Genomic DNA, 21878 nt, shown 5'->3' with positions numbered 1-21878 from the left:
GGTGGATAACTCGCTGACCAGGCCAAACGCGGGTTTTCCACAGAATGCACAGGACCTATGAAGACGACTAGTTATCTCTTCTAAGAAAACAAAAACCAATAATCAGCGTTGTGGAAGGTGTGGATGGTCAGGTTCCGGCCCAAGGAGAGCCAGGCTTGAGAAGCACCGGAAGCAGGGCTCAGGTCTCCCGCTCCCAGCGGTAGCGGGAGCCAGACCGGGGCCGGGCACGCACCAGCACCGCCGGAGCCATAGAGTTCAGTGGGGTCCATGCCCCTGTATGAGGACGCATCGCGGAGGACAGCATGAAGTTCCGGGTTGAGCGAGACGCGCTCGCCGACGCCGTGGCGTGGACAGCCAAGAGCCTGCCCAGCCGCCCCTCGGTGCCGGTGCTCGCCGGTGTCCTGCTGCGGGTCACCGACGGCCGGCTCCAGGTGTCGGGCTTCGACTACGAGGTCTCCAGCCAGGTCACCGTCGAGGTTCAGGCCGACGCGGACGGCGCGGCTCTGGTCTCCGGGCGCCTGCTCGCCGAGATCACCAAGGCGCTCCCCGGCAAGCCGGTGGACATCGCCGCTGTCGGCGCGCATTTGGAGCTGGTCTGCGGCAGCGCCCGATTCACCCTGCCGACCATGCCGGTCGAGGACTACCCGACCCTGCCGGAGATGCCGTCCAGCGCCGGCACCGTCGAAGCGGCCGTCTTCGCCTCCGCCGTTTCCCAGGTGGCGATTGCCGCAGGTCGGGACGAGACCCTGCCGATGATGACGGGTGTGCGACTGGAGCTGAACGGTTCGACCATGGCGCTGCTGGCCACCGACCGGTACAGGCTCGCCATGCGCGAGATCGAGTGGAACCCGGACGACCCGGAGATCAGCATCAACGCGCTGGTCCCGGCGAAGACGCTGAACGACACCGCCAAGGCGCTCGGCCCGATCGGCGGCTCGGTGACGCTGGCGATGGCGCAGGGCAGCGCGGGCGAGGGCATGATCGGGTTCGCTGGTGGCGCCCGCCGCACGACCAGCCGCCTGCTCGACGGCGCGAACTATCCGCCGGTGCGGTCGCTCTTCCCGACCTCGCACAACGCTGAGGCGCGGGTTGCGGTGTCCGCGCTGGTCGAGGTGGTCCGACGGGTCGCCCTGGTCGCCGAGCGCACCACCCCGGTGCTGCTGAGCTTCAGCGAGGACGGGCTCGTGGTCGAGGCCGGCGGCACCGAGGAGGCCCGGGCCAGCGAGGCCATGGAGGCCGAGTTCACCGGTGAGGCGCTGACGATCGGCTTCAACCCGCAGTACCTCATCGACGGCCTGCAGAACCTCGGCGCTCCGACCGCGATGCTCTCGTTCGTCGACGCGTTCAAGCCCGCTGTGATCTCGCCCGCTGGCGAAAGCGGCGAAATCATCCCGGGTTACCGCTATCTGATCATGCCGATCCGGGTCACTCGCTGATACTGAGCTTGAACCAATCGCTCATCTAGGGAGATCACCATGCAACTCGGCCTGATCGGTCTCGGCCGCATGGGTGGCAACATGCGGGAACGACTGCGTGCAGCGGGGCACGAAGTCGTCGGATACGACCAGAACCTGGAAGTAAGCGACGCTGCCAGCCTGGCTGAACTGGCCGAGAAGCTGGCCGCGCCGCGGGTCGTGTGGACCATGGTGCCGTCCGGCAAGATCACCGAGGACACGATCAACCAGCTCGCCGAGGTCCTCGAAGCCGGCGACATCATCATCGACGGTGGCAACTCGAAGTTCACCGACGACGCCCCGCGTGCCGAGCGCCTGGCGGTCAAGGGCATCCACTACCTCGACGTCGGTGTCTCCGGCGGTGTGTGGGGCATCAAGAACGGCTATGCGCTGATGGTCGGTGGTGACGCCGCCCAGGTGGAGCACTGCAAGCCGATCTTCGAGGCGCTCAAGCCGATCGGTGAGTTCGGCTTCGCGCACGCCGGCACCCACGGCGCCGGGCACTACGCCAAGATGGTGCACAACGGCATCGAGTACGGCCTGATGCACGCGTACGCCGAGGGCTACGAGATCCTCAAGGCCTCCGAGTACGTGCACGACGTGCCCGCCGTGATCAAGAGCTGGCGGGAGGGCAGCGTCGTCAAGTCCTGGCTGCTCGACCTGCTGGACCGGGCTCTCGACGAAGACCCGGAACTCGACGCGCTCAAGGGCTACGCGGACGACACCGGTGAGGGCCGCTGGACCGTCGACGAGGCCGTGCGCCTCGCAGTGCCGGCCCACGTCATCGCCGCGTCGCTGTTCGCCCGGTTCCAGTCCCGCCAGGAGGACTCTCCGGCCATGAAGGCCGTCGCCGCGCTGCGTCAGCAGTTCGGTGGCCACGCCGTCAAGCGCTGATTCATGCACGTACGCCGGGTCGAGCTCACCGACTTCCGTTCCTATGAGCGGGTGGCGGTCGATCTCGACCCCGGCGTGTCCGTGTTCGTCGGGCGCAACGGCACGGGCAAGACCAACCTGATCGAGGCGCTCGGCTATGTGGCCACTCTGGACAGTCACCGGGTGGCCACCGACGCTCCGCTGGTCCGCGCCGGCGCCGCCTCGGCGGTGATCCGTACCGCGATCGTCCATGAGGGACGTGAGCTGCTGGTCGAGCTGGAGCTGGTGCCGGGCCGGGCGAACCGGGCCCGGCTGAACCGTTCGCCGGTGCGCCGCCCGCGCGAGGTGCTCGGCGCCCTGCGCATGGTGCTGTTCGCTCCGGAGGACCTGGAACTGGTCCGGGGTGACCCGTCCGAGCGCCGCCGCTATCTCGACGACCTGCTGGTCGCCCGCCAGCCCCGGTTCGCCGGGGTGCGTGCCGACTACGACCGGGTGGTGAAACAGCGCAACGCCCTGCTGCGGACGGCGTACCTGACCCGCAAGGTCGGCGGCAACCGCGGGCAGGACCTCTCGACGCTGGAGGTCTGGGACCAGCACCTCGCCCATCACGGCGCCGAGTTGCTGGCCGGGCGGCTGGAGCTGGTGGCCGCGCTCGGGCCACACCTGACCAAGGCCTACGACGCGGTGGCTGCCGGGCGGACGGCGGCCGCGATCTCGTACGCCTCCCGGCTCGGTGATCCGCTGCCGGCGGAGCGGCCCGCGCTGCGGGAGGCGATCCTGGAACGGCTGGGCGAGCGCCGGCCGGCGGAGATCGAGCGGGGGACGACCCTGGTCGGCCCGCATCGCGACGATCTCGCCCTGCAACTGGGCGACCTGCCCGTCAAGGGTTACGCGAGCCACGGCGAGTCCTCGACGTTCGCGCTGGCGCTGCGGCTGGCCGCCTATGACCTGCTGCGTTCCGACGGCATCGAACCGGTGCTGGTGCTCGACGACGTGTTCGCCGAGTTGGACGCCGGCCGCCGCGACCGGCTCGCCGGCCTGGTGTCGGACGCGGCCCAGCTCCTGGTGACGTGTGCCGTCGCCGAGGACGTGCCCCCGAGCCTGAGCGGCGCCCGCTTCGACGTGGTGACAGGAACGGTGACCCGTGTCTCGTGAGTCTGATCGCGATCGGTCGTCCGGCGGAGAGTCGCCGGGGCCGCAGGAGCGGCCTCAGCGCCTCACTGAGGCCCTGGGGGATCTTTGGGCAGGGGTGGATGAGGACCGGGAACTCCGGGGCTCGTCGCGCGACTCTGGGGGCAGTTCGCGTCCACGGGAGGCCGACGGTGGGGCGGGCGGTCCCCGTACCCCCGGAAAAGGGGCCGCCGACCCGGCGCCTTCTCCACAACCTGTGGACAAGGGGGATCTCGCCGGGCCGGACCTGGCCCGCGCGGTGCTCGACGCCGCGCTGGCGCGGCGCCGCGAGGCCGCGCAGAAACCACGCCGCCGGACCGGCACCGGACCGGGCAGTGGCCGGCGGCTGCGCGGCTATTCCGGGCCGGGGCCGGACCCCCGCGATCCACAGCTGTTCGGCGCGATGCTGGAGCGCCTGGTCAAGGCGCGCGGCTGGGAGAAACCGAAAGCCGAGGCCACCGTGTTCGGCGCCTGGGAGAAGGTGGTCGGCCCGGACATCGCCGCGCACAGCCGCCCGGTACGGCTCGAGGGCGGCGTGCTGACCGTCGAGGCCGAGTCGACCGCCTGGGCGACGCAACTGCGCCTGCTCGCCGCCACCCTCCTGCGGCAGATCGCCGGCGAGGTCGGCAACAACGTGGTGACCCGGCTCAACATCCATGGGCCGGCGGCGCCGTCGTGGAACCGTGGCCCACGGCGCGTGCAGGGGCGCGGCCCGCGCGACACCTACGGCTGAAACCGATCCGGGCCGCCCCGCGTCAGAGCCGTATGACCTTGCATCTGCGCCGCGCCCTTGTTCTCCTGCTGCTCGTGCTGGCGCCTGTTCCGATCGCCGCTCAGCCCGCCTGGGCGTGTTCGTGTGCCACCGGCTTCGATCCGGTCGAGCGGTCCGACACGGCGTTCGTCGGGGTGGCCGACGACGTGGACGCCGGCTGGCTCGGCAACGAGGTCAAGGTCGAGTTCGCCGTCGAGTCGGTCCTCAAGGGCGAGGCGGGCAAGACGGTGACGCTCGTCACCATGAAGAGCAGTGCGTCCTGTGGATACAAGTTCGTCGAGGGCGGCCGGTACCGCGTGTTCGCGACCGACGGCGAGACCAACTCGTGCGACGGCAACGAACTGCTGTCAGCCGGACACGGCACGGGCGGAGACCGTACCCGGATGATCTTCTGGGGTGGGACGACTCTGGTCCTGATGGCTGTCGCCGGTGGCGTGACCTGGCTGGTCCGCCGGTCCTAGAAGCCGTCGCGACGGCTCCGTCGCCGGACTCGCTCGGTGCGCCGCTCAGTGGCCGGTCGCTCAGTAGTCGGTCGCTCAGTAGTCGGCGAAGATCGCGAAGCCGCGTTCGGCGCAGCGGCGGTAGAAGCCGGCCAGCACCGCCAGTTCGGTGCGCGCGAAACTCCAGTGCGGCGAGTTTCCGGCGTCGTCGCGCAGCGCCGCGAGCCGCTGGTCCAGCCAGCGCAACTGCTGGTCGGCGAGGCGGCCCGCGGAAATGGCCGTCTTCAGCACCTCGGTGACGGTGTCGAAGGTGACCAGGTCGCCGAACTTCTCGTGCCCCTCGACGAAACGCTCCAGGCCGCCGGCGATCCACGCGCAGCCGTCCGGGTCGATGACCGGGTCCTCGTCCTCGGCGGCGGCGTCGGTGGCGTAGAGAACCCCCTCCAGCCCGAGGAGAAGATCGACGAGTTCGGTGTACGCGGTGGCGCGCACCGTGCCGGTCTTGGCGATGTGCAGCGCGAGGGCGCCGGTGGGGGCCGCGATCTCAGGCCGGTCCGCGATCGTTCCGAAGTCGACGAACTCGGCGGGAGCCACCGGGTCGTAGTACTGATTGGTCCGCGGCCAGTGCACCGCGACGTTGTCCAGGCCCTTGTCGTGCGCCATCCGGGGCCACCCCTCCTCGACCTGCCCTGCGACCACCCGGCCATCACCGGCCCGCGCGGGCGAGGTTACGACACAGGCGCGGGACGTTGTCGAGCAGTGTCGCAGTGTGTGTGGGCGGGGCATCGCAGGCGCGCCAGACCACCGAAACTGCCGCAGCGTTTGCCGTTGCGCGGGGCGGCTGTGCCGTGTAGGGGATTACGTGGGTAGCGCCTCGAATCGCGCTACGGGACTCTCAGGCACCCTGAAGGGGTGCCGGACCCTCGCCGATTCGTTCCGGCGGAGTAGAATCGACAGCGACCGGGAAAACTGTGCTTGACGCTGCGTTCGGCCACCATCCGAGCAACATCGTCACGCTATGCGGTTTTTCCAGCCGATCACGATCCGCGGGCCGTCCGCGGCGACCGGCGCGCATGGTTCCACCGGTGGTCCGCTCACTTTCCGCGGTGTCATCTCTGGTCTCCTGACGCGTGCCCGGGCCGCCGCTGGTGGGCCCGCCAACCCCGTTGCGGGGCCTTCCGGGCCCGGCGCGAGAAAGTGGCCGATGGTGTCAGAGAATCAGCAGGAGTACGGTGCCGGCTCCATCACCGTGCTCGAAGGCCTCGAAGCGGTCCGCAAGCGTCCCGGTATGTACATCGGCTCCACCGGTGAGCGCGGTCTGCATCACCTGGTCTGGGAGGTCGTGGACAACGCCGTCGACGAGGCGCTGGCCGGTTACTGCGACACCATCGACGTGGTCCTGCTCCCCGACGGTGGCGTCTCGGTCACCGACAACGGTCGTGGTTTCCCGGTCGACCTCCACCCGACGCTGAAGAAGCCGGGTGTCGAGGTCGCGCTGACCGTGCTGCACGCGGGCGGCAAGTTCGACGGTCAGGCTTACAAGGTCTCCGGCGGTCTGCACGGTGTCGGCGTCTCCGTGGTGAACGCGCTCTCAACGAGGATGGCCGTCGAGATCCAGAAGGACGGCTTCTGGTGGCGGCAGAAGTACGACTACTCCGTTCCCGGCGAACTGGTGAAGGGCGAGCCGACCGACAAGCTCGGCTCGACCGTGCAGTTCTGGCCGGACCCGGACATCTTCGAGACCACCGACTTCGACTACCAGACCATCTATCGCCGTCTCCAGGAGATGGCGTTCCTCAACAAAGCCCTCACCATCAACTACACCGACCAGCGGCCTGACCAGGTCGATGAGAACGGTGAGCCTCGTAGCGTCACGTTCATGTACGAGGACGGCATCGCCGACTTCGTCCGGCACCTCAACGCCACCAAGAGCGCCATCCACAAGACCGTGATCCAGTTCGAGGCCGACGCCCCCGAGGAGGGCATGGCCGTCGAGATCGCGATGCAGTGGAACGAGTCGTACGGCGAGTCGGTCTACACCTTCGCCAACCGCATCAACACGCACGAGGGTGGCACCCACGAGGAGGGCTTCCGCTCCGCGCTGACGACCATCGTCAACAAGTACGGCGTCGAGAAGAAGTTCCTCAAGGCCGACCAGAAACTGTCCGGTGAGGACATTCGTGAGGGTCTGGCCGCGATCATCTCGGTGACCTTGGCGAACCCGCAGTTCGAGGGCCAGACCAAGACCAAGCTCGGCAACACCGACATGAAGAGCTTCGTGCAGAAGGTCTGCAACGAGCAGCTGGCCGACTGGTTCGACCGCAACCCGGCCGACGCGAAGCTGATCATCACGAAGGCGGACCAGGCGGCCCGCGCCCGGATCGCCGCTCAGCAGGCCCGCAAGCTGGCCCGCCGCAAGTCGCTGCTGGAATCCGGCTCGATGCCCGGCAAGCTGGCCGACTGCCAGTCGACCGACCCGCGCGAGACCGAGCTGTTCATCGTCGAGGGCGACTCGGCCGGCGGTTCGGCCAAGTCCGGCCGGGAGAGCCGCATCCAGGCGATCCTCCCGATTCGCGGCAAGATCCTCAACGTGGAGAAGGCCCGGATCGACCGGGTGCTGAAGAACAACGAGGTCCAGGCGCTGATTACGGCGATGGGCACCGGCATCCACGACGAGTTCGACATCACGAAACTGCGGTACCACAAGATCATCCTGATGGCCGACGCCGACGTCGACGGCCAGCACATCCAGACGCTGCTGCTCACCCTGCTGTTCCGCTTCGTGCGGCCGCTGGTCGAGCACGGGCACGTCTACCTGGCCTCCCCGCCGCTCTACAAGCTCAAGTGGAACAAGCGCGGTGACGACGCCCAGTACGCGTACTCGGACCGTGAGCGGGACGGGCTGATCGCGCTGCGCCAGCAGAAGAAGGCGAACGCGAAGCCGGACGACATCCAGCGGTTCAAGGGCCTCGGCGAGATGAACTTCCACGAGCTGTGGGACACCACGATGAACCCGGACACCCGCACCCTGCGCCAGGTGACGCTCGACGACGCCGCTGTGGCGGACGAGCTCTTCAGCGTCCTGATGGGTGAGGACGTGGAGGCTCGGCGGTCGTTCATTCAACGCAACGCTAAGGACGTCAGGTTCCTGGACATCTAGGTCCAGGAAGCCGTATCCACAGCGTGCGCCCACTTTCCACAGTGTTATCCACAGCCATATGCCCGTTCTGGCCGCATTTGCCTGGCATCACCTTGAGTAAGGGTTAAAAGTGACTGACACTCCTGAGCCCCCCGACGGCGACGAGATCCTAGGCGACATCGGCGGCGGTGTGAGCCAGCGCGTCGAGCCGGTCGGCCTCGAGGTCGAGATGCAGCGCTCGTACCTCGACTACGCGATGAGCGTCATCGTCGGCCGCGCGTTGCCCGACGTCCGCGACGGCCTCAAGCCGGTGCACCGCAAGATCCTCTACGCGATGTACGACGCCGGCTTCCGCCCCGACCGCGGCTACGTCAAGTGCGCCCGTGTCGTCGGCGACGTGATGGGCAACTACCACCCGCACGGCGACTCGTCGATCTACGACGCCCTGGTCCGGATGGGCCAGATCTGGTCGCTGCGTTACCCGCTGATCGACGGCAACGGCAACTTCGGTTCGCCGGGTAACGACCCGCCGGCCGCCATGCGGTACACCGAGTCGAAGCTGTCCCCGCTGGCGATGGAGATGCTGCGGGACATCGACGAAGACACCGTCAACATGCAGGACAACTACGACGGCCGCACCAAAGAGCCGACGATCCTGCCGGCCCGCTTCCCGAACCTGCTGGTCAACGGGTCCGAGGGCATCGCCGTCGGCATGGCCACGAAGATCCCGCCGCACAACCTGCGCGAGATCGCCACGGCCGTGCAGTGGTGCCTGGACAACCCGGAGGTCGACGAGGCCACCACCCTCGAGGCGCTGCTCGAGTTCGTCAAGGGCCCGGACTTCCCGACCAAGGGCCTGATCGTCGGACAGCAGGCGATCCAGGACGCGTACCGGACCGGTCGTGGGTCGATCCGGATGCGCGCGGTGGTCGAGGTCGAGGAGGACGCGCGAGGCCGGCCGTGTCTCGTGGTGACCGAGCTGCCGTACCAGGTGAACCCGGACAACCTCGCCGAGCGGATCGCCGAGCTGGTCAAGGAAGGCAAGCTCACCGGCATCGCGGACATCCGGGACGAGTCTTCCGGCCGTACCGGCATGCGCCTGATCCTCGTGCTCAAGCGTGACGCGGTCGCCAAGGTGGTGCTGAACAACCTCTACAAGCACACCCAGCTGCAGGAGACGTTCGGCGCCAACATGCTGGCGCTGGTCGACGGCGTGCCCCGCACGCTGAACCTGGCCCAGTTCATCCGCTACTACGTCGAGCACCAGATCGAGGTCATCCAGCGGCGGACCGCGTACCGCCTGCGTAAGGCCGAAGAGCGGGCCCACATCCTGCGCGGTCTGGGCAAGGCGCTGGACATGCTGGACGAGGTCATCGCCCTCATCCGGCGCTCGCCCACGGTGGAGGACTCGCGTCAGGGCCTGATGACGCTGCTCGACGTCGACGAGATCCAGGCCACCGCGATCCTCGACATGCAGCTGCGCCGCCTGGCCGCCCTGGAGCGGCAGCGGATCATCGACGAGCTGGTCAAGATCGAGCTTGAGATCGCCGACTTCAAGGACATCCTGGCGAAACCGGAGCGGCAGCGGACGATCGTCTCCGAGGAACTGGCCGAGATCGTCCAGAAGTTCGGTGACGACCGGCGCACCCAGATCATCCCGTTCGACGGCGAGGTCTCGATGGAAGACCTCATCGTCCGGGAAGACGTTGTGGTGACGATCACACGAACCGGTTATGCCAAGCGCACCAAGACCGATCTGTACCGGTCGCAGAAGCGTGGCGGCAAGGGAGTGAGCGGCGCCACACTGCGCCAGGACGACATCGTGTCGCACTTCTTCGTCATCTCGACGCACGACTGGATGCTGTTCTTCACGAACAAGGGCCGGGTTTACCGGGCAAAAGCCTACGAACTGCCCGAAGCAAGCCGGGTGGCGAAGGGTCAGCACGTCGCGAACCTGCTCGCGTTCCAGCCGGATGAGCACATCGCGCAGGTCATCCAGATCCCGAACTACCAGGTCGCGCCCTACCTTGTGCTCGCCACCAAGAATGGGCTCGTGAAGAAGACGCGCCTGGAGGAATTTGACTCCAACCGCAGCGGTGGCATCATCGCCATCAACTTGCGGGAGGATGACGAATTGGTGGGCGCGGCGCTGGCGGCTTCGGAGGAGGACCTGCTGTTGGTCTCCAAGAAAGCCCAGGCCATCCGATTCAACGCCACCGACGAGGCGCTGCGCCCGATGGGCCGCGCGACGTCCGGTGTGATCGGCATGCGCTTCGGCGACAACGACGAGCTTCTCGCGATGGAAGTCGTTCGCGAGGGCATGGATGTGTTGGTCGCCACCAACGGTGGGTATGCGAAGCGCACGCCCATCGAGGAGTATCCCGTACAGGGACGTGGCGGTAAGGGGGTGCTGACCGCCAAGATCACTGAGCGTCGTGGTGGACTAGTCGGCGCTCTGGTGATCAGCCCGGAGGATGAACTGTTTGCCATCACCAGCAATGGTGGTGTCATCCGGACTCCCGTGAAGCCTGTACGGCGCACACGGGATCGGAACACAATGGGGGTCAAGCTGATGGACCTCCCAGAAGGTGTAACCATCGTGGCGCTTGCTCGCAATGCCGACGAGCCTGACGAACAGGACTAGTTGATGCCGGAGACACAGGCGAAGTCGGGGGGCCCGGGGACCTCAGCGACTCCGGACGATGCGGCGAAGAAAGACGCTGCCGCACCGAACGGTCGCGAGACCACAGGGCGTGCCGCTGTCCCCGCCGACGCCCCGTCCCCGCCGAAGTTCACTCGGGCGCCGGGCATGGCCCCGCCCCCGGGTGAACCGGCCGCCGGCACCGACGGCGCCGAGGCGAAGCGTCCCAGTGTGCAGCCCCCGGTGAAGGGCTCGGCCTCCGTGCCGGTCGTCACCAAGGGCAAGGGTGCGGCGCCGGGTGCGACCTCTGGTCGTACCCCCGTCAGTGCTCCCGCCGCGACGACGCAGGGGACCGCGCCGCGTCCGACCACCTCGCCGGCGGCGCCGGCGACCGCACCCGGTGCGGCCAAGCAGCGCGCCGGCTCCGCGCCGGCTCCGGCCGGCGGTGCGGCCGCGGTCGGGGCGGCCCGTGTCTCCGAGGCTGTGCGGTCCGCCCGCTCCACGGTGTCGTCGGCCGCGGCGCGGGGCCCGCGCCGTGCCCGGCTGAACCTGAAGCGGATCGACCCCTGGTCGGTCATGAAGTTCGCGTTCGCCGTGTCGATCGTGCTCTTCATCGTGGTGGTCGTCGCGACGTCGGTGCTCTACCTCGCCCTCGACACGATGGGCGTGTGGAGCTCGGTCAACGGCAACCTTCAGGACCTGGTCACCGCCAGCGGCGGCACCGAGGGAAGCTCCAGCGGCACCTTCCGGATCACCGCTTGGGGCGTCATCGGCACGTCGATGCTCATCGGTGCCGTCAACGTGGTTCTCTTCACCGCGCTGGCCACTCTGAGCGCCTTCATTTACAACGTTTGCGCCGACCTTGTCGGCGGTATCGAGCTCACTCTGGCCGAGCGCGACTGACGATCCGCATCACCGGGTTGCGGGTACCCCCGCTTGGAGGCCCGCAACCCGATGCGGTAACGTTCTCTTCGCAGTTGAGGGGCTATAGCTCAGTCGGTTAGAGCGCAGAGCTGATAACTCTGAGGTCGATGGTTCGATTCCATCTAGCCCCACGAGTGACAGGTGGCCCTTGTCCGCGGAGTGCGCGGACCGGGGTCACTCGTCATTTCTGCTCCGGGGGCCGAGCCCCCGGAAACCCCGCGTTACGGTGGGTGCGGTGGCTGGTTCGAGTCGCTCAGGTTCCTTCTTGCGGCTTCAACTTCCACCAACCATGTTTGTACGCGGACCTGTTCTTTCCGGGCAGCGGGTAAGGGGTGGCAGTTCAGTGTTGAAGAAGCTCCTCATCATTGCTGGTGTCGTCGGGGTGGCGGCTCTGGTGGTCAAGAAGGTCAAGGCCTCCAGTGACGAGCGCGCGCTCTGGCACGAGGCGACCACGGCGCCCGATCTGCGGTGACGGCGGTTACGGGGCCCTAGCTCAACTGGCAGAGCACCGCCTTTGCAAGGCGGGGGTTAGGGGTTCGAGTCCCCTGGGCTCCACGACTGACGAGTGGCCCTCGTCCGCGGACAGCGCGGACCCGGGGCCACTCGTCATTTCTGCTTCCGGGGCCGAGCCCCGCACCCGCGCCTCATGGCGATCGAGTGATGGATCCCGTCGTCGGCTCGGGCGGTCGACAGGCACCGTTCACTGAGGACTCGTCGGCGCCTTCGGGGCTGCTGCGGGTCCCGTACTCGATTCGGCAGGGCTGAATCGGACGACCAAGCTATGTGGAGCGAGCGATAGCGGGGGCGCCGGCGGGCATGTGGCAGCCCTCAGATCCGCGGTGACGGCCGATCCCGGGGAAGCCCTATTGCGGGGTGTCGGCAGCCGAGCTCACGAGGCGAGACGACCTCTCAGCCGTTTTCAGTGCAGGCGGCTTCGCTCACCTTGCGCCGCTCGGCTGGCCGGGCACTCAGGGGTGACTGTTTTATAACGATATGGGGACGCCACATAGTGGCCGTCCTTGATGTCGATGCCGCACTGCGGCACGGGCGGGTCGCCCCGGCGAGGTGGGATTCCTGCACCGGGGCACGCGACGCCGGTTGGCCAATTGGCCTTAACCATGCCGGGGACGGTACGGAGCCACGATCTTTGATCTACTAGACCGGTGAGACGCCGTTCCGCTCTACTTCTGCTGACGCTCGTGCCCCTCGCCGGGTGCGGCGCGTCCGGTTCCGCCGAACCGCTCGCCTCCGCCGGGACGTCGGCGGACTACGCCTGGCCGGCCCGGAACGCCGACCTCACCAGCGGGTTCTGCTTCACCCTGGTGCGGGGTCTCACCGAGCATCAAATCACCAAACGACTCGGTGGCGACGATCTCGAGCGGGTGGACTGGAACCGGGTCGTCCGGCCTGGTGACGGTGAGGCCGGCGCCCGGAAACGGTTCTTCATGGGCATCGGCCGGGTCGGTAACTGGTCGGTCATCGTGGAGGACAACGGGACGCTCGGCGTCACCCGGGAGCTCGTGAAGTCGCTTTCGAAGAACCGCGGCGAGGTCTTGGCGTACCGAGGTGGCGGCGGCGAACCGGGGCGTCTGGTGGTCTTCCGCAACGGGGATCTCGCATTGGATCTCGACACCTCGGCGCCGGACCGGCTCGGCGGTAACAAGCCGGACCAGTTCCGCCCGACCCTGCAGGCGACCGGTCTTCTCGGGGGTCCAGCCGTGACCGATCCCACGGCGTCGGCGCTCGCGTTCATGGCCGCCCGGAGCGGCGTCACGCTCACCGCGCAGGTGATGCAGCAGCTGGAGTACCTGCTCGTCGAGGTTCCGCAGGCGTAGGCACGCATTTGCCCGTTCCAGCGAACGTGCCGGGTTATCCACAGAGGAATGAATGAGCCCTGCGGGGCGCAGTTCGTGCGGCTAGCCTGCAGGGCGTGGATGAGCGAAGACGGGCCGCCGCCGTGATCGTGCGGGACGGCCGTGTGCTGATGATGCACGAGCGCAGCCGGCGATTCGGTGGCGGCGAGTGGTGGACGCTTCCCGGCGGCGGCCTGCGCCCCGGCGAGACGGCCGAGGAGGCACTGCGGCGCGAGGTGTTCGAGGAAACCGGCCTGATCGTCAGCGACGCCCGCTACGTGCTGGAGATGCCCTACCCGTCGGGCATGACGTCGGTCTTCACGGTGACCGTCGCCGACGGCGAGCCACGACTCGGGCGAGACGACGGTTCCGGGCCGGAACAGATCGGGATCGACTGGCTACCGGTTCCTGAACTGCCGATCGAGACGAGCGGCGTGCCGGTGCCACCGTTGATGGTGGTGCTGCCGACGCCGGGCGGTCAGGCCGACGCGGAATCGGTCACCGGGTCGCTCTCGGGCACCACGGCCGGCGAGGAGACCGCGACGAACGGGGATGTGACGGCGCGCCGGCGCTCCACGACGAAGTAGATCGAGGCGGCGGTGTAACCCGCGGCCAGCAGGCCGCCCAGGCCGCGCACCTGTAGGGACGCGAACGGCGCCATGGTGATGGCAGCCGCGATCAGCGCCCAGCACGCCAGCAGGATGGTGTTGACCGTGTCGGTGCGGTACCACGCGGTCTGTGACCGGCGGCGCGCCTGGCGCTGGATCTCGACGACGAGGGCGTGTGTCAGCACCATCGCCAGCAGGCCGAGCAGCAGGACGGCGAAGACCGAGTGACGGCCGCCGGAGACGGCGACCAGCGCCGTAGCGCCGACCATCAACGCGAGGCCACTGACGGTCCCGACGCGTGCTTTCCGGCGCTCCTCCACATCATCTGACGGTCGGCATGATCGCTTTGAACCTGAGAGTTTTCCGCCGGCCGCCCGCTCACGATTGCCGATTCATCAGCGTATGCGGTGGTTAAGGTCTATTGTCCGTCCGAGGTCGGGTGCGATGGTGGACGTGCCGTGATCGCCGGGGTGGGTGAGGATGGCGGGATGATGGGAAGCCTGCCGACCGAACCCGCCCAGTCGCGCCCCGACCTGCTCGCCCCGCCGGTGGCCAAGGCCCTGGCGGTCTGGCCGACCGAAGGAGTGATCGACGCCGACCAGGTTCTGGTGGCGCCGATCGATCCCGGGCTGGCGGACACGGCGGCCTTCTGCGAGGCGTACGGCATCAGCCTGGCCGAGTCCGCCAACTGCGTGATCGTGGCCGGCAGCCGGGGTGGGGTCACGCGGTACGCGGCCTGCATCGTGCTCGCCACCACCCGCGCCGACGTGAACGGCGTGGTCCGCCGACACCTCGATGTGCGCAAGGCCAGTTTCGCGCCGACCGACGACGCGGTCGCGCTGACCGGAATGGAGTACGGCGGCATCACCCCGATCGGGCTACCCGTCTCCTGGCCGATTCTGGTCGATTCGCGTGTGGTGGCCACCCCGCACGTGATCATCGGATCCGGCGTGCGGCACAGCAAGATCGCCATCGCCGGACCCGCCCTCGGCGCCCTGCCCGGCGCCGAGGTGATCGACGGTCTGGCACGCGAGGCATCCTGACAATCGTCTATGTCGTTTCACGTGAAACGTCATAGACCGGCGTTGGCACTCTCCCGGCGTGAGATCTCCTGGAAGGCGGCGAGCAGAGTGCTCGGCTCCTGAGCGCCCTGGACCTTGTACTTCCCGTCGATGACGAAGGTCGGCACGCTGGTGATCGCAAGGGCTCGCGCCTCGTCGAGGTCGGTGCGGACCGCGGTGGTGCCGGCCTCGGACTCCAGGTAGGTGAGCGCGGCGGCGGCGTCCAGCCCCATCGTGCCGGCGACGGTCGCGAGGGCGGGCAGGGACCCGATGTCGATGCCGTCGGTGAAGTGCGCTCGCTGCAGGGCGTCCAGCATGTCCGCCTGGCGGTCTTGCGTTGCCGCCCAGGCGATCAGCCGGTGCGACGCGAAGGTGTTGGCCGCGATCGCCCGGTCGAAGTCGAGTGTCAATCCCTCACTCGCGCCGATGGCGGCCACCTGCGTGAACATCTGCTCCGCACGGGCCGGGCCACCGAACTTCTCCGCCATCACCTGCTTGATCGGCAAGGGCTCCGGCGCTGGGGAGGCGTCCAGCTGGTACGCCCGGTAGGTGACCGTCACCGTGCCGTCGAAGGCCTCCAGTGCCTTCTCGAGTCGCACCTTGCCGATGTAGCACCACGGGCAGATCACATCGGACCAGACCTGAATATCCACGTCACTCCGTCTTGAGGGGGGTCGCCTGCTCGGTGATCTGACGCTTGAGCCGCGCCAGGATCGCCGTCCCACCACGCACCCGCAGTGGGCTGATCGTCTGGGAGAGACCCATCCGAGCATAAAGATCATCGGGCACGGCCAGAATCTCCGCCGCGGTCGCCCCGGCCAGGCCCTCGGCCAGGATGCCGGCGAACGCCCGGGTGGTCGGCGCCTCGGGCGGGCAGTCGAAGTGCGTCACCACGGTCTCGTCCGGCTGCACGACCGCCTTGAGGAAGAACGCGGTCTGGCACTCGGGGACCTGTTCCATGCCCTCGTGCCCGGCCAGGTCGGCGGGCAGCGCCGGCACGGCGTCGGCGAACTCCAGCAGCATCTCCAGCACGACCTCGCGGGGCGCGGAGGCGAAGTCGTCGACGATCTCGGCCAGCTTCGGCGGCATGTCACTCACGACCTCGACCCTACGCGTCGATCACCGTGACGGCCGCTGCTGTGGATGCGGTGTGCGCCACGGTGGAAAGGGCGGGTGCAGTCGATGCCCGTTCGGGGCGTGGGCGGAGCTGCCGCAGGCGGGACGTCACCCCCGGGCGGCCGGCCGGCGATCCGGCGGGGCGGCCGGGCAGTGATCACGCCGTCGGTAGGCGGGCGGCTTGTCGGCCGTGGTCAGGCCGAGACCGGTGGAGCGGTGGTCAGGCGGCGGCGGACGAGGTGGGCAGAAGGGCGACGTCGCTGAGACTGAGGATGCCGACCAGTTGACGGTCGGCGTCGCAGACCAGGAGACGGCGGACGCCCCGCTCGCGCATCGCCTGCACGGCCTCCTCCACCGTGGCGCTCTGCTCAACCATGAGCAGCTCACGGGTGGCGATCGCGCCGAGCGTCACGACCGCCGGGTCCAGCTTCTCGGCGATGGCCCGGACCACGATGTCGCGATCGGTGACGATGCCGGCCATCGTCGGGCCCTGGGTCACCACCACGTCACCGATGCCCTGGTCGCGCATGACCTGAGCGGCCTCGTCGAGGGGGGTGTCCTCGGGCAGGTAGACGACCTTCCGGGTCATAGCGTCCGCGACCAGCCTGATCATGCTTCTGCCTCTCCACCGCCGTTGTGTCACGGTTACCCGAGCTCCGCGGCGATTACACCAGCCATGTCCACAAGGGGCACTTCCGTGCGCTCGCGCGTGCGGCGGTCGCGTAGTTCCGCGAACCCCTCGGCCAGGCGGCGGCCGACCACGACGCACCGGGGGATGCCGATGAGCTCGGCATCGGTGAATTTGACGCCCGCCGAAACGTTGGGCCGGTCGTCGACGAGCACCCGGAGCCCGGCCCGGGACAGAGTGGCGGCGAGAGCGAGGGCGGCCTCGACCTGGCCGTCCTTGCCGGCCGCTACCACGTGCACGTCGGCCGGGGCGATCGCCGCCGGCCAGACCAGGCCCTGCTCGTCGTGATGCTGCTCGGCGATCGCCGCGACCGCACGGGACAGGCCGATGCCGTAGCAGCCCATGGTGGGCCGGACCGGCTTGCCGTCGGCGCCGAGCACGTCAACCTTGAAAGCGTCCGTGTAGCGGCGGCCGAGCTGGAAGATGTGGCCGATCTCGATGCCACGCCGCATCGTCAGCGTGCCGTCGCCGCAGGCCGGGCAGGGATCACCGGGCCGGACCACGGCCGCCTCGATGGTGCCGTCGGGGTTGAAGTCACGGCCGGCGACCACGTCGGTGGCGTGCTTGCCGGGCTCGTTCGCGCCGGTCAGCCATGCGGTGCCGGGCGCGACACGTGGATCGGCGAGGTAGGGAATCGTGATGCCCTGGGGGCCGATGTAGCCCTTGACCAGATCGGGGCGGGACTCGAAGTCGTCGAAGAGGACCGCGGTGGCCGGGGCCAGGGCGGCGTTGAGCCGCTTGAGATCGACCTCACGATCGCCGGGCAGACCGATCGCCAGAAGCTCCGGTCCATGACCGGGGTGGAGCACGGTGACCACGACGTTCTTGAGGGTGTCGGCCGCGGTCCAGTCGGTGCGCCCGCCGAGGCCACGCTCGTTCGCCAGCTCCACCAGCGAGGCGATGGTCGGCGTCTCGGGAGTGTCGTGCACCTCCATGGTCGGTGCGGTCACCTCCCGCGCGGGCGGCGCCGGGGTGCTCACGGCCTCGGTGTTGGCGGCGTAGTCGCAGTCGGTGCAGCCCACGAACGTGTCCTCGCCGACCTCGGCCGCGGCCAGGAACTCCTCGGACACGGAGCCGCCCATCGCACCGGACACGGCCGAGACGATCGCGTGGTCCAGCCCGAGCCTGGTGAAGATTCGCTGGTATGCGGCGCGCATCCGCTCGTACGCCTCGATCAGTCCGTTCTCGGTGAGGTCGTAGGAGTAGGCGTCCTTCATCAGGAACTCGCGGCCGCGCAGCAGGCCGCCCCGCGGCCGTGCCTCGTCGCGGAACTTGGTCTGGATCTGGAAGAGCAGGAGAGGGAAGTCCCGGTAGGAGCCGGTCATGTCCTGCACCAGCAGGGTCGCCATCTCCTCGTGCGTCGGTGCGAGCAGGTGATCGGCGCCGCGACGGTCCTTGACGGTGAAGAGATCGTCGCCGTACTCGGTCCAGCGGCCGCTCGTCTCGTAAGGCTCGCGGGGCAGCAGCGCGGGGAACGAGATCTCCTGCCCGCCGGCCGCGTGCATCTCCTCCCGGACCACGGCGGTGACCCGGTCGAGGACCAGCTTCCCGAGTGGCAACCAGGTGTAGCCGCCCGGGGCCGCGCGACGGATGAACCCGGCGCGCACGAGGAGGCGGTGACTCGGCACCTCCGCGTCCGCCGGCTCCTCACGCAGGGTTCTGAGCAGCAGACTGGACATCCGGAGCAGCATGGTGACCGAGCTTAGGGACCGGGTACGACGAATTCATCCGGTTATCCCGTTGTCACCAGGGTCACGTCCGGTGTGCTCCCCGGAGAGCTAGCGTGACAGGCATGTCCGTTCCGAACGATCCGGCGCAGGCGCTACAGGCGTACGCGCACCCTGACAAACTGGTCACCACCGAGTGGCTCGCCGCGAATCTGGATACCCCCGGCCTGGTCGTCGTCGAGTCGGACGAGGACGTGCTTCTCTACGACACCGGCCACATCCCCGGCGCGGTCAAGGTCGACTGGCACCTGGAACTGAACGACCAGGTCAGCCGGGACTACCTCGACCCGGCCGCGTTCGCCGCACTGTGCGCGGCCAAGGGCATCGGCCGTGACGACACGATCGTGTTCTACGGCGACAACTTCAACTGGTGGGCGGCGTACGCCCTCTGGGTCTTCAGCCTCTTCGGCCACCGCGACGTGCGGCTGCTCGACGGCGGCCGGCAGAAGTGGGCCGCCGAGGGGCGCTCGCTGACCAGGGAGAAGACCGTCCGCCCCGCCGCTGAATACCCCGTCCCGGTTCGCAACGACGCGGAGATCCGGGCCTTCCGCGACCAGGTGATGGGCCACATCTCCAGCGGGCGGCCGCTGGTCGACGTGCGGTCTCCGCAGGAGTACTCCGGTGAGCTGACCCACATGGAGGCGTACCCCCAGGAGGGCGCGTTGCGTGGCGGGCACATCCCGGGCGCGGTCAGCAAGCCGTGGAAGTCCGCGGCGAACGAGGACGGCTCCTTCAAACCGCACGACGAACTCATCAAGATCTACCGCGATGAGCTGGGCCTGGAGCCCGCGGACGACATCGTCGCCTACTGCCGGATCGGTGAACGGTCCAGCCACACCTGGTTCGTGCTGCGGTACCTGCTGGGCTATCCGCAGGTCCGCAACTACGACGGCTCCTGGACCGAGTGGGGCAACCTGGTGCGGGCGCCGATCGCCAAGGGCACCGAGCCCGGCGGACTCAGCTGATCCTCAACGGCCTTCCAGACGGCGCCGCCCTTCGCCGGTGGCGCCGTCTTTCGATGAACCGAGCCCGGGAGTCCGGCCTCGTCGGCAACCGAATCCGTGCCTCCGGCCGTGTGGGAACCGAATCCGGGGCTCGGTCTTGTCGGTGAACCGGATCGGGGACCGCCGGCGATAGTCCAGATGTGCGACGGAAAAGACCGCAGCCGGTGCCGCCGGCCAGTGAGCAGAGCAGCGACGCCGAGCTGCTGCGCGCCATCGCCGCCGGGCAGACAGCGGCGTTGCGCCTGCTGCATCACCGGCATGCCGGCTGGCTGCGCGCCCGCCTCCGCCGGCGCTGCGCCGACCCCGACGTGGTCGACGCCGCAATTCAGGACACGTTCGTCGCGGTCTGGAAAGACGCCCATCGGTATGAGGTGACGGCGGCCGACGCCGCGGCATGGCTCTGGACCATCGCCGTCCGCCGCCTCCTCTCCGCCCTGCGCGGGCCGGCCCACCGCTGGCTGAGCGGTCCCGCCGCCGAGCTGCCCGACGTCGCCACCACGCCGTCCGCCGAAGAGCTGGTGCTGCTCGGCGTCGAGCACGGCGCCCTGGGTCCGGCGCTCGACCGGCTCTCCCCCGAACTGCGCCACCTGATCGAGGCGACCGCGCTCGACGGCCTCTCGGTGCGTGAGGCCGCGAAACTGCTCGGCATCCCCGAGGGCACGGCGAAGACCCGGCTGATGCGCGCCCGGACGAGGTTGAGGGAGCTGCTGGCATGACCGACTCATGGCACATCGACACCGCACTGCTCAGCGACTACGAAGAGGGCACTCTCAGCCCGAGCCGGGTCATGGCGGTCGAGGCGCACATGCTGGCCTGCGCGGGCTGCCGCACGCGGGTGCCGGTCGACTACACCTGGCTGACCGGCAACTTCTCCGTCATCTACGACAACGTCCACGCTCCCCGGGTCGGCCCGCTGCAGCGACTGCTGACCCGGTTGGGCCTGCCCGAGCACCGGCTGCGCCTGCTCACCGCCACCCCGGCGTTGCGCTGGTCGTGGCTGGCCGCCACGGCAGCGGTCCTCGGGCTCGCGGTGGCCGTGTCGTGGCTCGACTGGTCCGGCGCCGCCGCGATGAGCACCGTCTTCCTGGCTCTCGCCCCGATCCTGCCGGTGGCGACCGTCGCGACCGCCTACGGCCCGTCGGCCGACCCGATGCGCGAGATCACCGGCACCACACCGGCGGCCGGTCCCGCCCTGGTGTTGTGGCGGGCCGTCGCGGTGGTCGGCGTCGCCGTGGTGATGGCCGCGGTCGCCGGTCTCCTGCTGCCCGGCCCCGGGTGGTTCGCGGCGGCGTGGCTGCTGCCCGCACTGCTGCTCTGCACCGGGACGCTCGCCCTGGCCACCAGCCTGTCGCTGCCGGTTGCGGCCGGCACCCTGGGCGGCCTCTGGCTCACCGGGCTGTATGCCGTCGTCCGGGTGGTCCGTGACGACGTCTTCGTGCCGCTGGTGTTCGGCCCGCCGGCGCAATTCGGTTACCTCGCGGCGGCCGCGGCCGCCGCGGCAGTCCTGACCCTGCGGCGACGCCGCTTCGACCTGGGAGAGAGCCGATGACCACGGTGACCGTGGACAACCTGTCCAAACGGTATGGATCGACGGTCGCGCTCGACGCCGTCGACCTGACGATCGGGGTCGGCGTGACCGGTCTGCTCGGCCCCAACGGGGCGGGTAAGAGCACCCTGCTGCGATGCCTGGCCACCGCGCTCGGTCCGGACGCTGGTTCGATCCGGGTGCACGGCTTCGACCCGGCGGTCCCGGCGCAACGGACCGAGGTGCGGCGGCGGATCGGCTACCTCCCGCAGAACCCCGGGCTCTACCCCCACTTCACGGCGTACGACCTGCTCGACTACGTCGCCGTGCTGAAGGAGATGACCGACACCCAGCGGCGGCGGGCCGAGGTGCGGCGGGTGCTCGACGAGGTCGAACTCACCGACCGGGCGAAGACCAAGGTCCGCAAACTCTCCGGCGGCATGCGTCAGCGACTCGGTCTCGCGCAGGCACTGCTCGGCGACCCGGAGCTGGTGATCCTCGACGAGCCGACGGTCGGCCTCGACCCGGAGCAGCGCATGTCGTTCCGGGCGTTGATCTCGCGGATCGGCGAGCGGCGGACCGTGCTGCTCTCCACACACCAGACCGAGGACGTCGGAGCGCTGTGTGAGCGCGTCGTGGTGATGAGCGGCGGCCGGGTGGTCTTCGAGGGCGGCCCCAAGGAACTGGCCGGCGTCGCCGAGGGCCAGGTGTGGCTCTCCGAGTCGCCTCCCGTGCGAAACACGGCCTACTGGCGGAACGCGGACGGGCTGTACCGCACCGTCGGCCCGCGGCCGGACGGGGCGGAGGCGACCCGGCCGTCCATCGAGGACGGCTATCTGCTGCTGCTCGGCACCGCGGTGGCGACCGGGGCGGTCCGGTGACG

At 68.9% G+C, this 21878-nt stretch carries 22 protein-coding genes and 2 tRNA genes; 18 read left to right on the top strand and 6 right to left on the bottom strand.

Translation table 11 applies throughout. The features are described 5' to 3' along the window. The first annotated feature begins 302 nt into the window (after positions 1-302). The 5 genes from dnaN (at position 303) to QLQ12_RS30565 (ending at position 4730) form a co-directional block, all read left to right on the top strand. On the top strand, positions 303-1436 hold the full coding sequence (dnaN, locus tag QLQ12_RS30585) for a DNA polymerase III subunit beta (protein ID WP_282759066.1): 1134 nt from the start codon (positions 303-305) through the stop codon (positions 1434-1436). A gap of 39 nt (positions 1437-1475) precedes the next feature. Continuing rightward, entirely contained in the window at positions 1476-2348 is an 873-nt protein-coding gene (gene gnd / locus QLQ12_RS30580) for a phosphogluconate dehydrogenase (NAD(+)-dependent, decarboxylating) (RefSeq protein ID WP_282759064.1), read from the top strand. A 3-nt stretch (positions 2349-2351) separates the two neighbouring features. Next, positions 2352-3482 (top strand): DNA replication/repair protein RecF, encoded by a 1131-nt coding sequence (gene recF, locus QLQ12_RS30575; RefSeq protein WP_282759062.1) that lies wholly within the window; start codon positions 2352-2354, stop codon positions 3480-3482. A gap of 232 nt (positions 3483-3714) precedes the next feature. After that, positions 3715-4230: a DciA family protein gene (locus QLQ12_RS30570; protein ID WP_282759060.1), complete on the top strand. Its 516-nt coding sequence runs from the start codon at positions 3715-3717 to the stop codon at positions 4228-4230. A 32-nt stretch (positions 4231-4262) separates the two neighbouring features. Beyond that, positions 4263-4730 (top strand): hypothetical protein, encoded by a 468-nt coding sequence (locus tag QLQ12_RS30565; RefSeq protein ID WP_282759058.1) that lies wholly within the window; start codon positions 4263-4265, stop codon positions 4728-4730. Positions 4731-4805: 75 nt separating this feature from the next. Here QLQ12_RS30565 and QLQ12_RS30560 read toward each other — a convergent pair whose 3' ends face one another. Next, on the bottom strand, positions 4806-5372 hold the full coding sequence (locus QLQ12_RS30560) for a hypothetical protein (protein ID WP_282759056.1): 567 nt from the start codon (positions 5370-5372) through the stop codon (positions 4806-4808). A 541-nt stretch (positions 5373-5913) separates the two neighbouring features. On the opposite strand from QLQ12_RS30560, the gene gyrB reads away from it, so the two are divergent. The 8 genes from gyrB (at position 5914) to QLQ12_RS30520 (ending at position 13853) form a co-directional block, all read left to right on the top strand. Next, complete coding sequence (gene gyrB, locus QLQ12_RS30555; RefSeq protein ID WP_282759054.1) at positions 5914-7869, top strand: DNA topoisomerase (ATP-hydrolyzing) subunit B; 1956 nt, start codon at positions 5914-5916, stop codon at positions 7867-7869. A gap of 109 nt (positions 7870-7978) precedes the next feature. Further along, a complete protein-coding gene (gene gyrA, locus QLQ12_RS30550) occupies positions 7979-10492 on the top strand; it encodes a DNA gyrase subunit A (protein WP_407651454.1) in 2514 nt (837 codons plus the stop codon). Between the two features lie 3 nt (positions 10493-10495). After that, positions 10496-11392 carry a DUF3566 domain-containing protein gene (locus tag QLQ12_RS30545; RefSeq protein WP_282759052.1) on the top strand — a complete coding sequence of 299 codons (897 nt, stop codon included), beginning with the start codon at positions 10496-10498 and terminating at the stop codon, positions 11390-11392. A gap of 78 nt (positions 11393-11470) precedes the next feature. Continuing rightward, positions 11471-11544 (top strand) — tRNA-Ile (locus tag QLQ12_RS30540). Positions 11545-11756: 212 nt separating this feature from the next. Beyond that, entirely contained in the window at positions 11757-11885 is a 129-nt protein-coding gene (locus tag QLQ12_RS30535) for a DLW-39 family protein (RefSeq protein ID WP_211304171.1), read from the top strand. A gap of 10 nt (positions 11886-11895) precedes the next feature. Then, a tRNA-Ala gene (locus QLQ12_RS30530) sits at positions 11896-11968 on the top strand. A 608-nt stretch (positions 11969-12576) separates the two neighbouring features. Beyond that, positions 12577-13248, top strand: a complete 672-nt coding sequence (locus QLQ12_RS30525; RefSeq protein WP_282759046.1) for a DUF6461 domain-containing protein — start codon at positions 12577-12579, stop codon at positions 13246-13248. Positions 13249-13343: 95 nt separating this feature from the next. Next, on the top strand, positions 13344-13853 hold the full coding sequence (locus tag QLQ12_RS30520) for an NUDIX domain-containing protein (RefSeq protein ID WP_282759045.1): 510 nt from the start codon (positions 13344-13346) through the stop codon (positions 13851-13853). Here QLQ12_RS30520 and QLQ12_RS30515 read toward each other — a convergent pair. Beyond that, positions 13745-14143: a hypothetical protein gene (locus tag QLQ12_RS30515; protein ID WP_282759044.1), complete on the bottom strand. Its 399-nt coding sequence runs from the start codon at positions 14141-14143 to the stop codon at positions 13745-13747. The genes QLQ12_RS30520 and QLQ12_RS30515 overlap by 109 nt on opposite strands. 222 nt (positions 14144-14365) lie before the next feature. Here QLQ12_RS30515 and QLQ12_RS30510 point away from each other — a divergent pair, with 222 nt between their 5' ends. Then, complete coding sequence (locus tag QLQ12_RS30510) at positions 14366-14917, top strand: YbaK/EbsC family protein (RefSeq protein ID WP_282759389.1); 552 nt, start codon at positions 14366-14368, stop codon at positions 14915-14917. A 29-nt stretch (positions 14918-14946) separates the two neighbouring features. Here the strand turns inward: QLQ12_RS30510 and QLQ12_RS30505 are convergent, their stop codons facing one another. The 4 genes from QLQ12_RS30505 to QLQ12_RS30490 all read right to left on the bottom strand — a co-directional run bounded on the left by QLQ12_RS30505 (position 14947) and on the right by QLQ12_RS30490 (position 18430). Continuing rightward, positions 14947-15588 carry a DsbA family oxidoreductase gene (locus QLQ12_RS30505; protein ID WP_282759042.1) on the bottom strand — a complete coding sequence of 214 codons (642 nt, stop codon included), beginning with the start codon at positions 15586-15588 and terminating at the stop codon, positions 14947-14949. 1 nt (position 15589) lies between these two features. Then, complete coding sequence (locus tag QLQ12_RS30500; protein WP_282759041.1) at positions 15590-16033, bottom strand: SufE family protein; 444 nt, start codon at positions 16031-16033, stop codon at positions 15590-15592. Positions 16034-16271: 238 nt separating this feature from the next. After that, positions 16272-16664: a CBS domain-containing protein gene (locus tag QLQ12_RS30495; RefSeq protein ID WP_282759039.1), complete on the bottom strand. Its 393-nt coding sequence runs from the start codon at positions 16662-16664 to the stop codon at positions 16272-16274. Positions 16665-16696: 32 nt separating this feature from the next. Next, on the bottom strand, positions 16697-18430 hold the full coding sequence (locus tag QLQ12_RS30490) for a proline--tRNA ligase (RefSeq protein WP_282759038.1): 1734 nt from the start codon (positions 18428-18430) through the stop codon (positions 16697-16699). 101 nt (positions 18431-18531) lie between these two features. Here QLQ12_RS30490 and QLQ12_RS30485 point away from each other — a divergent pair, with 101 nt between their 5' ends. The 4 genes from QLQ12_RS30485 to QLQ12_RS30470 all read left to right on the top strand — a co-directional run bounded on the left by QLQ12_RS30485 (position 18532) and on the right by QLQ12_RS30470 (position 21876). Next, the gene (locus QLQ12_RS30485; RefSeq protein ID WP_282759036.1) at positions 18532-19431 is read left to right on the top strand and encodes a sulfurtransferase; all 900 of its coding nucleotides are present in this window, start codon (positions 18532-18534) and stop codon (positions 19429-19431) included. A gap of 179 nt (positions 19432-19610) precedes the next feature. Further along, positions 19611-20186, top strand: coding sequence for an RNA polymerase sigma factor (locus tag QLQ12_RS30480; RefSeq protein ID WP_282759035.1), 576 nt, complete (start codon positions 19611-19613; stop codon positions 20184-20186). Next, entirely contained in the window at positions 20183-21019 is an 837-nt protein-coding gene (locus tag QLQ12_RS30475) for a zf-HC2 domain-containing protein (protein WP_282759034.1), read from the top strand. Before QLQ12_RS30480 ends, QLQ12_RS30475 begins: the two co-directional genes overlap by 4 nt. Continuing rightward, the gene (locus QLQ12_RS30470; protein ID WP_282763975.1) at positions 21016-21876 is read left to right on the top strand and encodes an ABC transporter ATP-binding protein; all 861 of its coding nucleotides are present in this window, start codon (positions 21016-21018) and stop codon (positions 21874-21876) included. Before QLQ12_RS30475 ends, QLQ12_RS30470 begins: the two co-directional genes overlap by 4 nt. The last annotated feature ends 2 nt before the right edge of the window (positions 21877-21878 follow it).

Source organism: Actinoplanes sandaracinus (genome assembly GCF_030009775.1).
Classification (GTDB): domain Bacteria; phylum Actinomycetota; class Actinomycetes; order Mycobacteriales; family Micromonosporaceae; genus Actinoplanes; species Actinoplanes sandaracinus.
This window is presented reverse-complemented; position numbering and strand designations above follow the sequence as displayed.

Excerpts from the sequence above, each read along its gene's own strand:
- dnaN (WP_282759066.1), top strand. The coding sequence starts at position 303 with ATGAAGTTCCGGGTTGAGCGAGACGCGCTCGCCGACGCCGTGGCGTGG.
- gnd (WP_282759064.1), top strand. The coding sequence starts at position 1,476 with ATGCAACTCGGCCTGATCGGTCTCGGCCGCATGGGTGGCAACATGCGG.
- recF (WP_282759062.1), top strand. The coding sequence starts at position 2,352 with ATGCACGTACGCCGGGTCGAGCTCACCGACTTCCGTTCCTATGAGCGG.
- QLQ12_RS30565 (WP_282759058.1), top strand. The coding sequence starts at position 4,263 with ATGACCTTGCATCTGCGCCGCGCCCTTGTTCTCCTGCTGCTCGTGCTG.
- QLQ12_RS30560 (WP_282759056.1), bottom strand. The coding sequence starts at position 5,372 with ATGGCGCACGACAAGGGCCTGGACAACGTCGCGGTGCACTGGCCGCGG.
- gyrB (WP_282759054.1), top strand. The coding sequence starts at position 5,914 with ATGGTGTCAGAGAATCAGCAGGAGTACGGTGCCGGCTCCATCACCGTG.
- QLQ12_RS30545 (WP_282759052.1), top strand. The coding sequence starts at position 10,496 with ATGCCGGAGACACAGGCGAAGTCGGGGGGCCCGGGGACCTCAGCGACT.
- QLQ12_RS30515 (WP_282759044.1), bottom strand. The coding sequence starts at position 14,143 with ATGGTCGGCGCTACGGCGCTGGTCGCCGTCTCCGGCGGCCGTCACTCG.
- QLQ12_RS30510 (WP_282759389.1), top strand. The coding sequence starts at position 14,366 with ATGGGAAGCCTGCCGACCGAACCCGCCCAGTCGCGCCCCGACCTGCTC.
- QLQ12_RS30495 (WP_282759039.1), bottom strand. The coding sequence starts at position 16,664 with ATGATCAGGCTGGTCGCGGACGCTATGACCCGGAAGGTCGTCTACCTG.
- QLQ12_RS30490 (WP_282759038.1), bottom strand. The coding sequence starts at position 18,430 with ATGCTGCTCCGGATGTCCAGTCTGCTGCTCAGAACCCTGCGTGAGGAG.
- QLQ12_RS30485 (WP_282759036.1), top strand. The coding sequence starts at position 18,532 with ATGTCCGTTCCGAACGATCCGGCGCAGGCGCTACAGGCGTACGCGCAC.
- QLQ12_RS30475 (WP_282759034.1), top strand. The coding sequence starts at position 20,183 with ATGACCGACTCATGGCACATCGACACCGCACTGCTCAGCGACTACGAA.
- QLQ12_RS30470 (WP_282763975.1), top strand. The coding sequence starts at position 21,016 with ATGACCACGGTGACCGTGGACAACCTGTCCAAACGGTATGGATCGACG.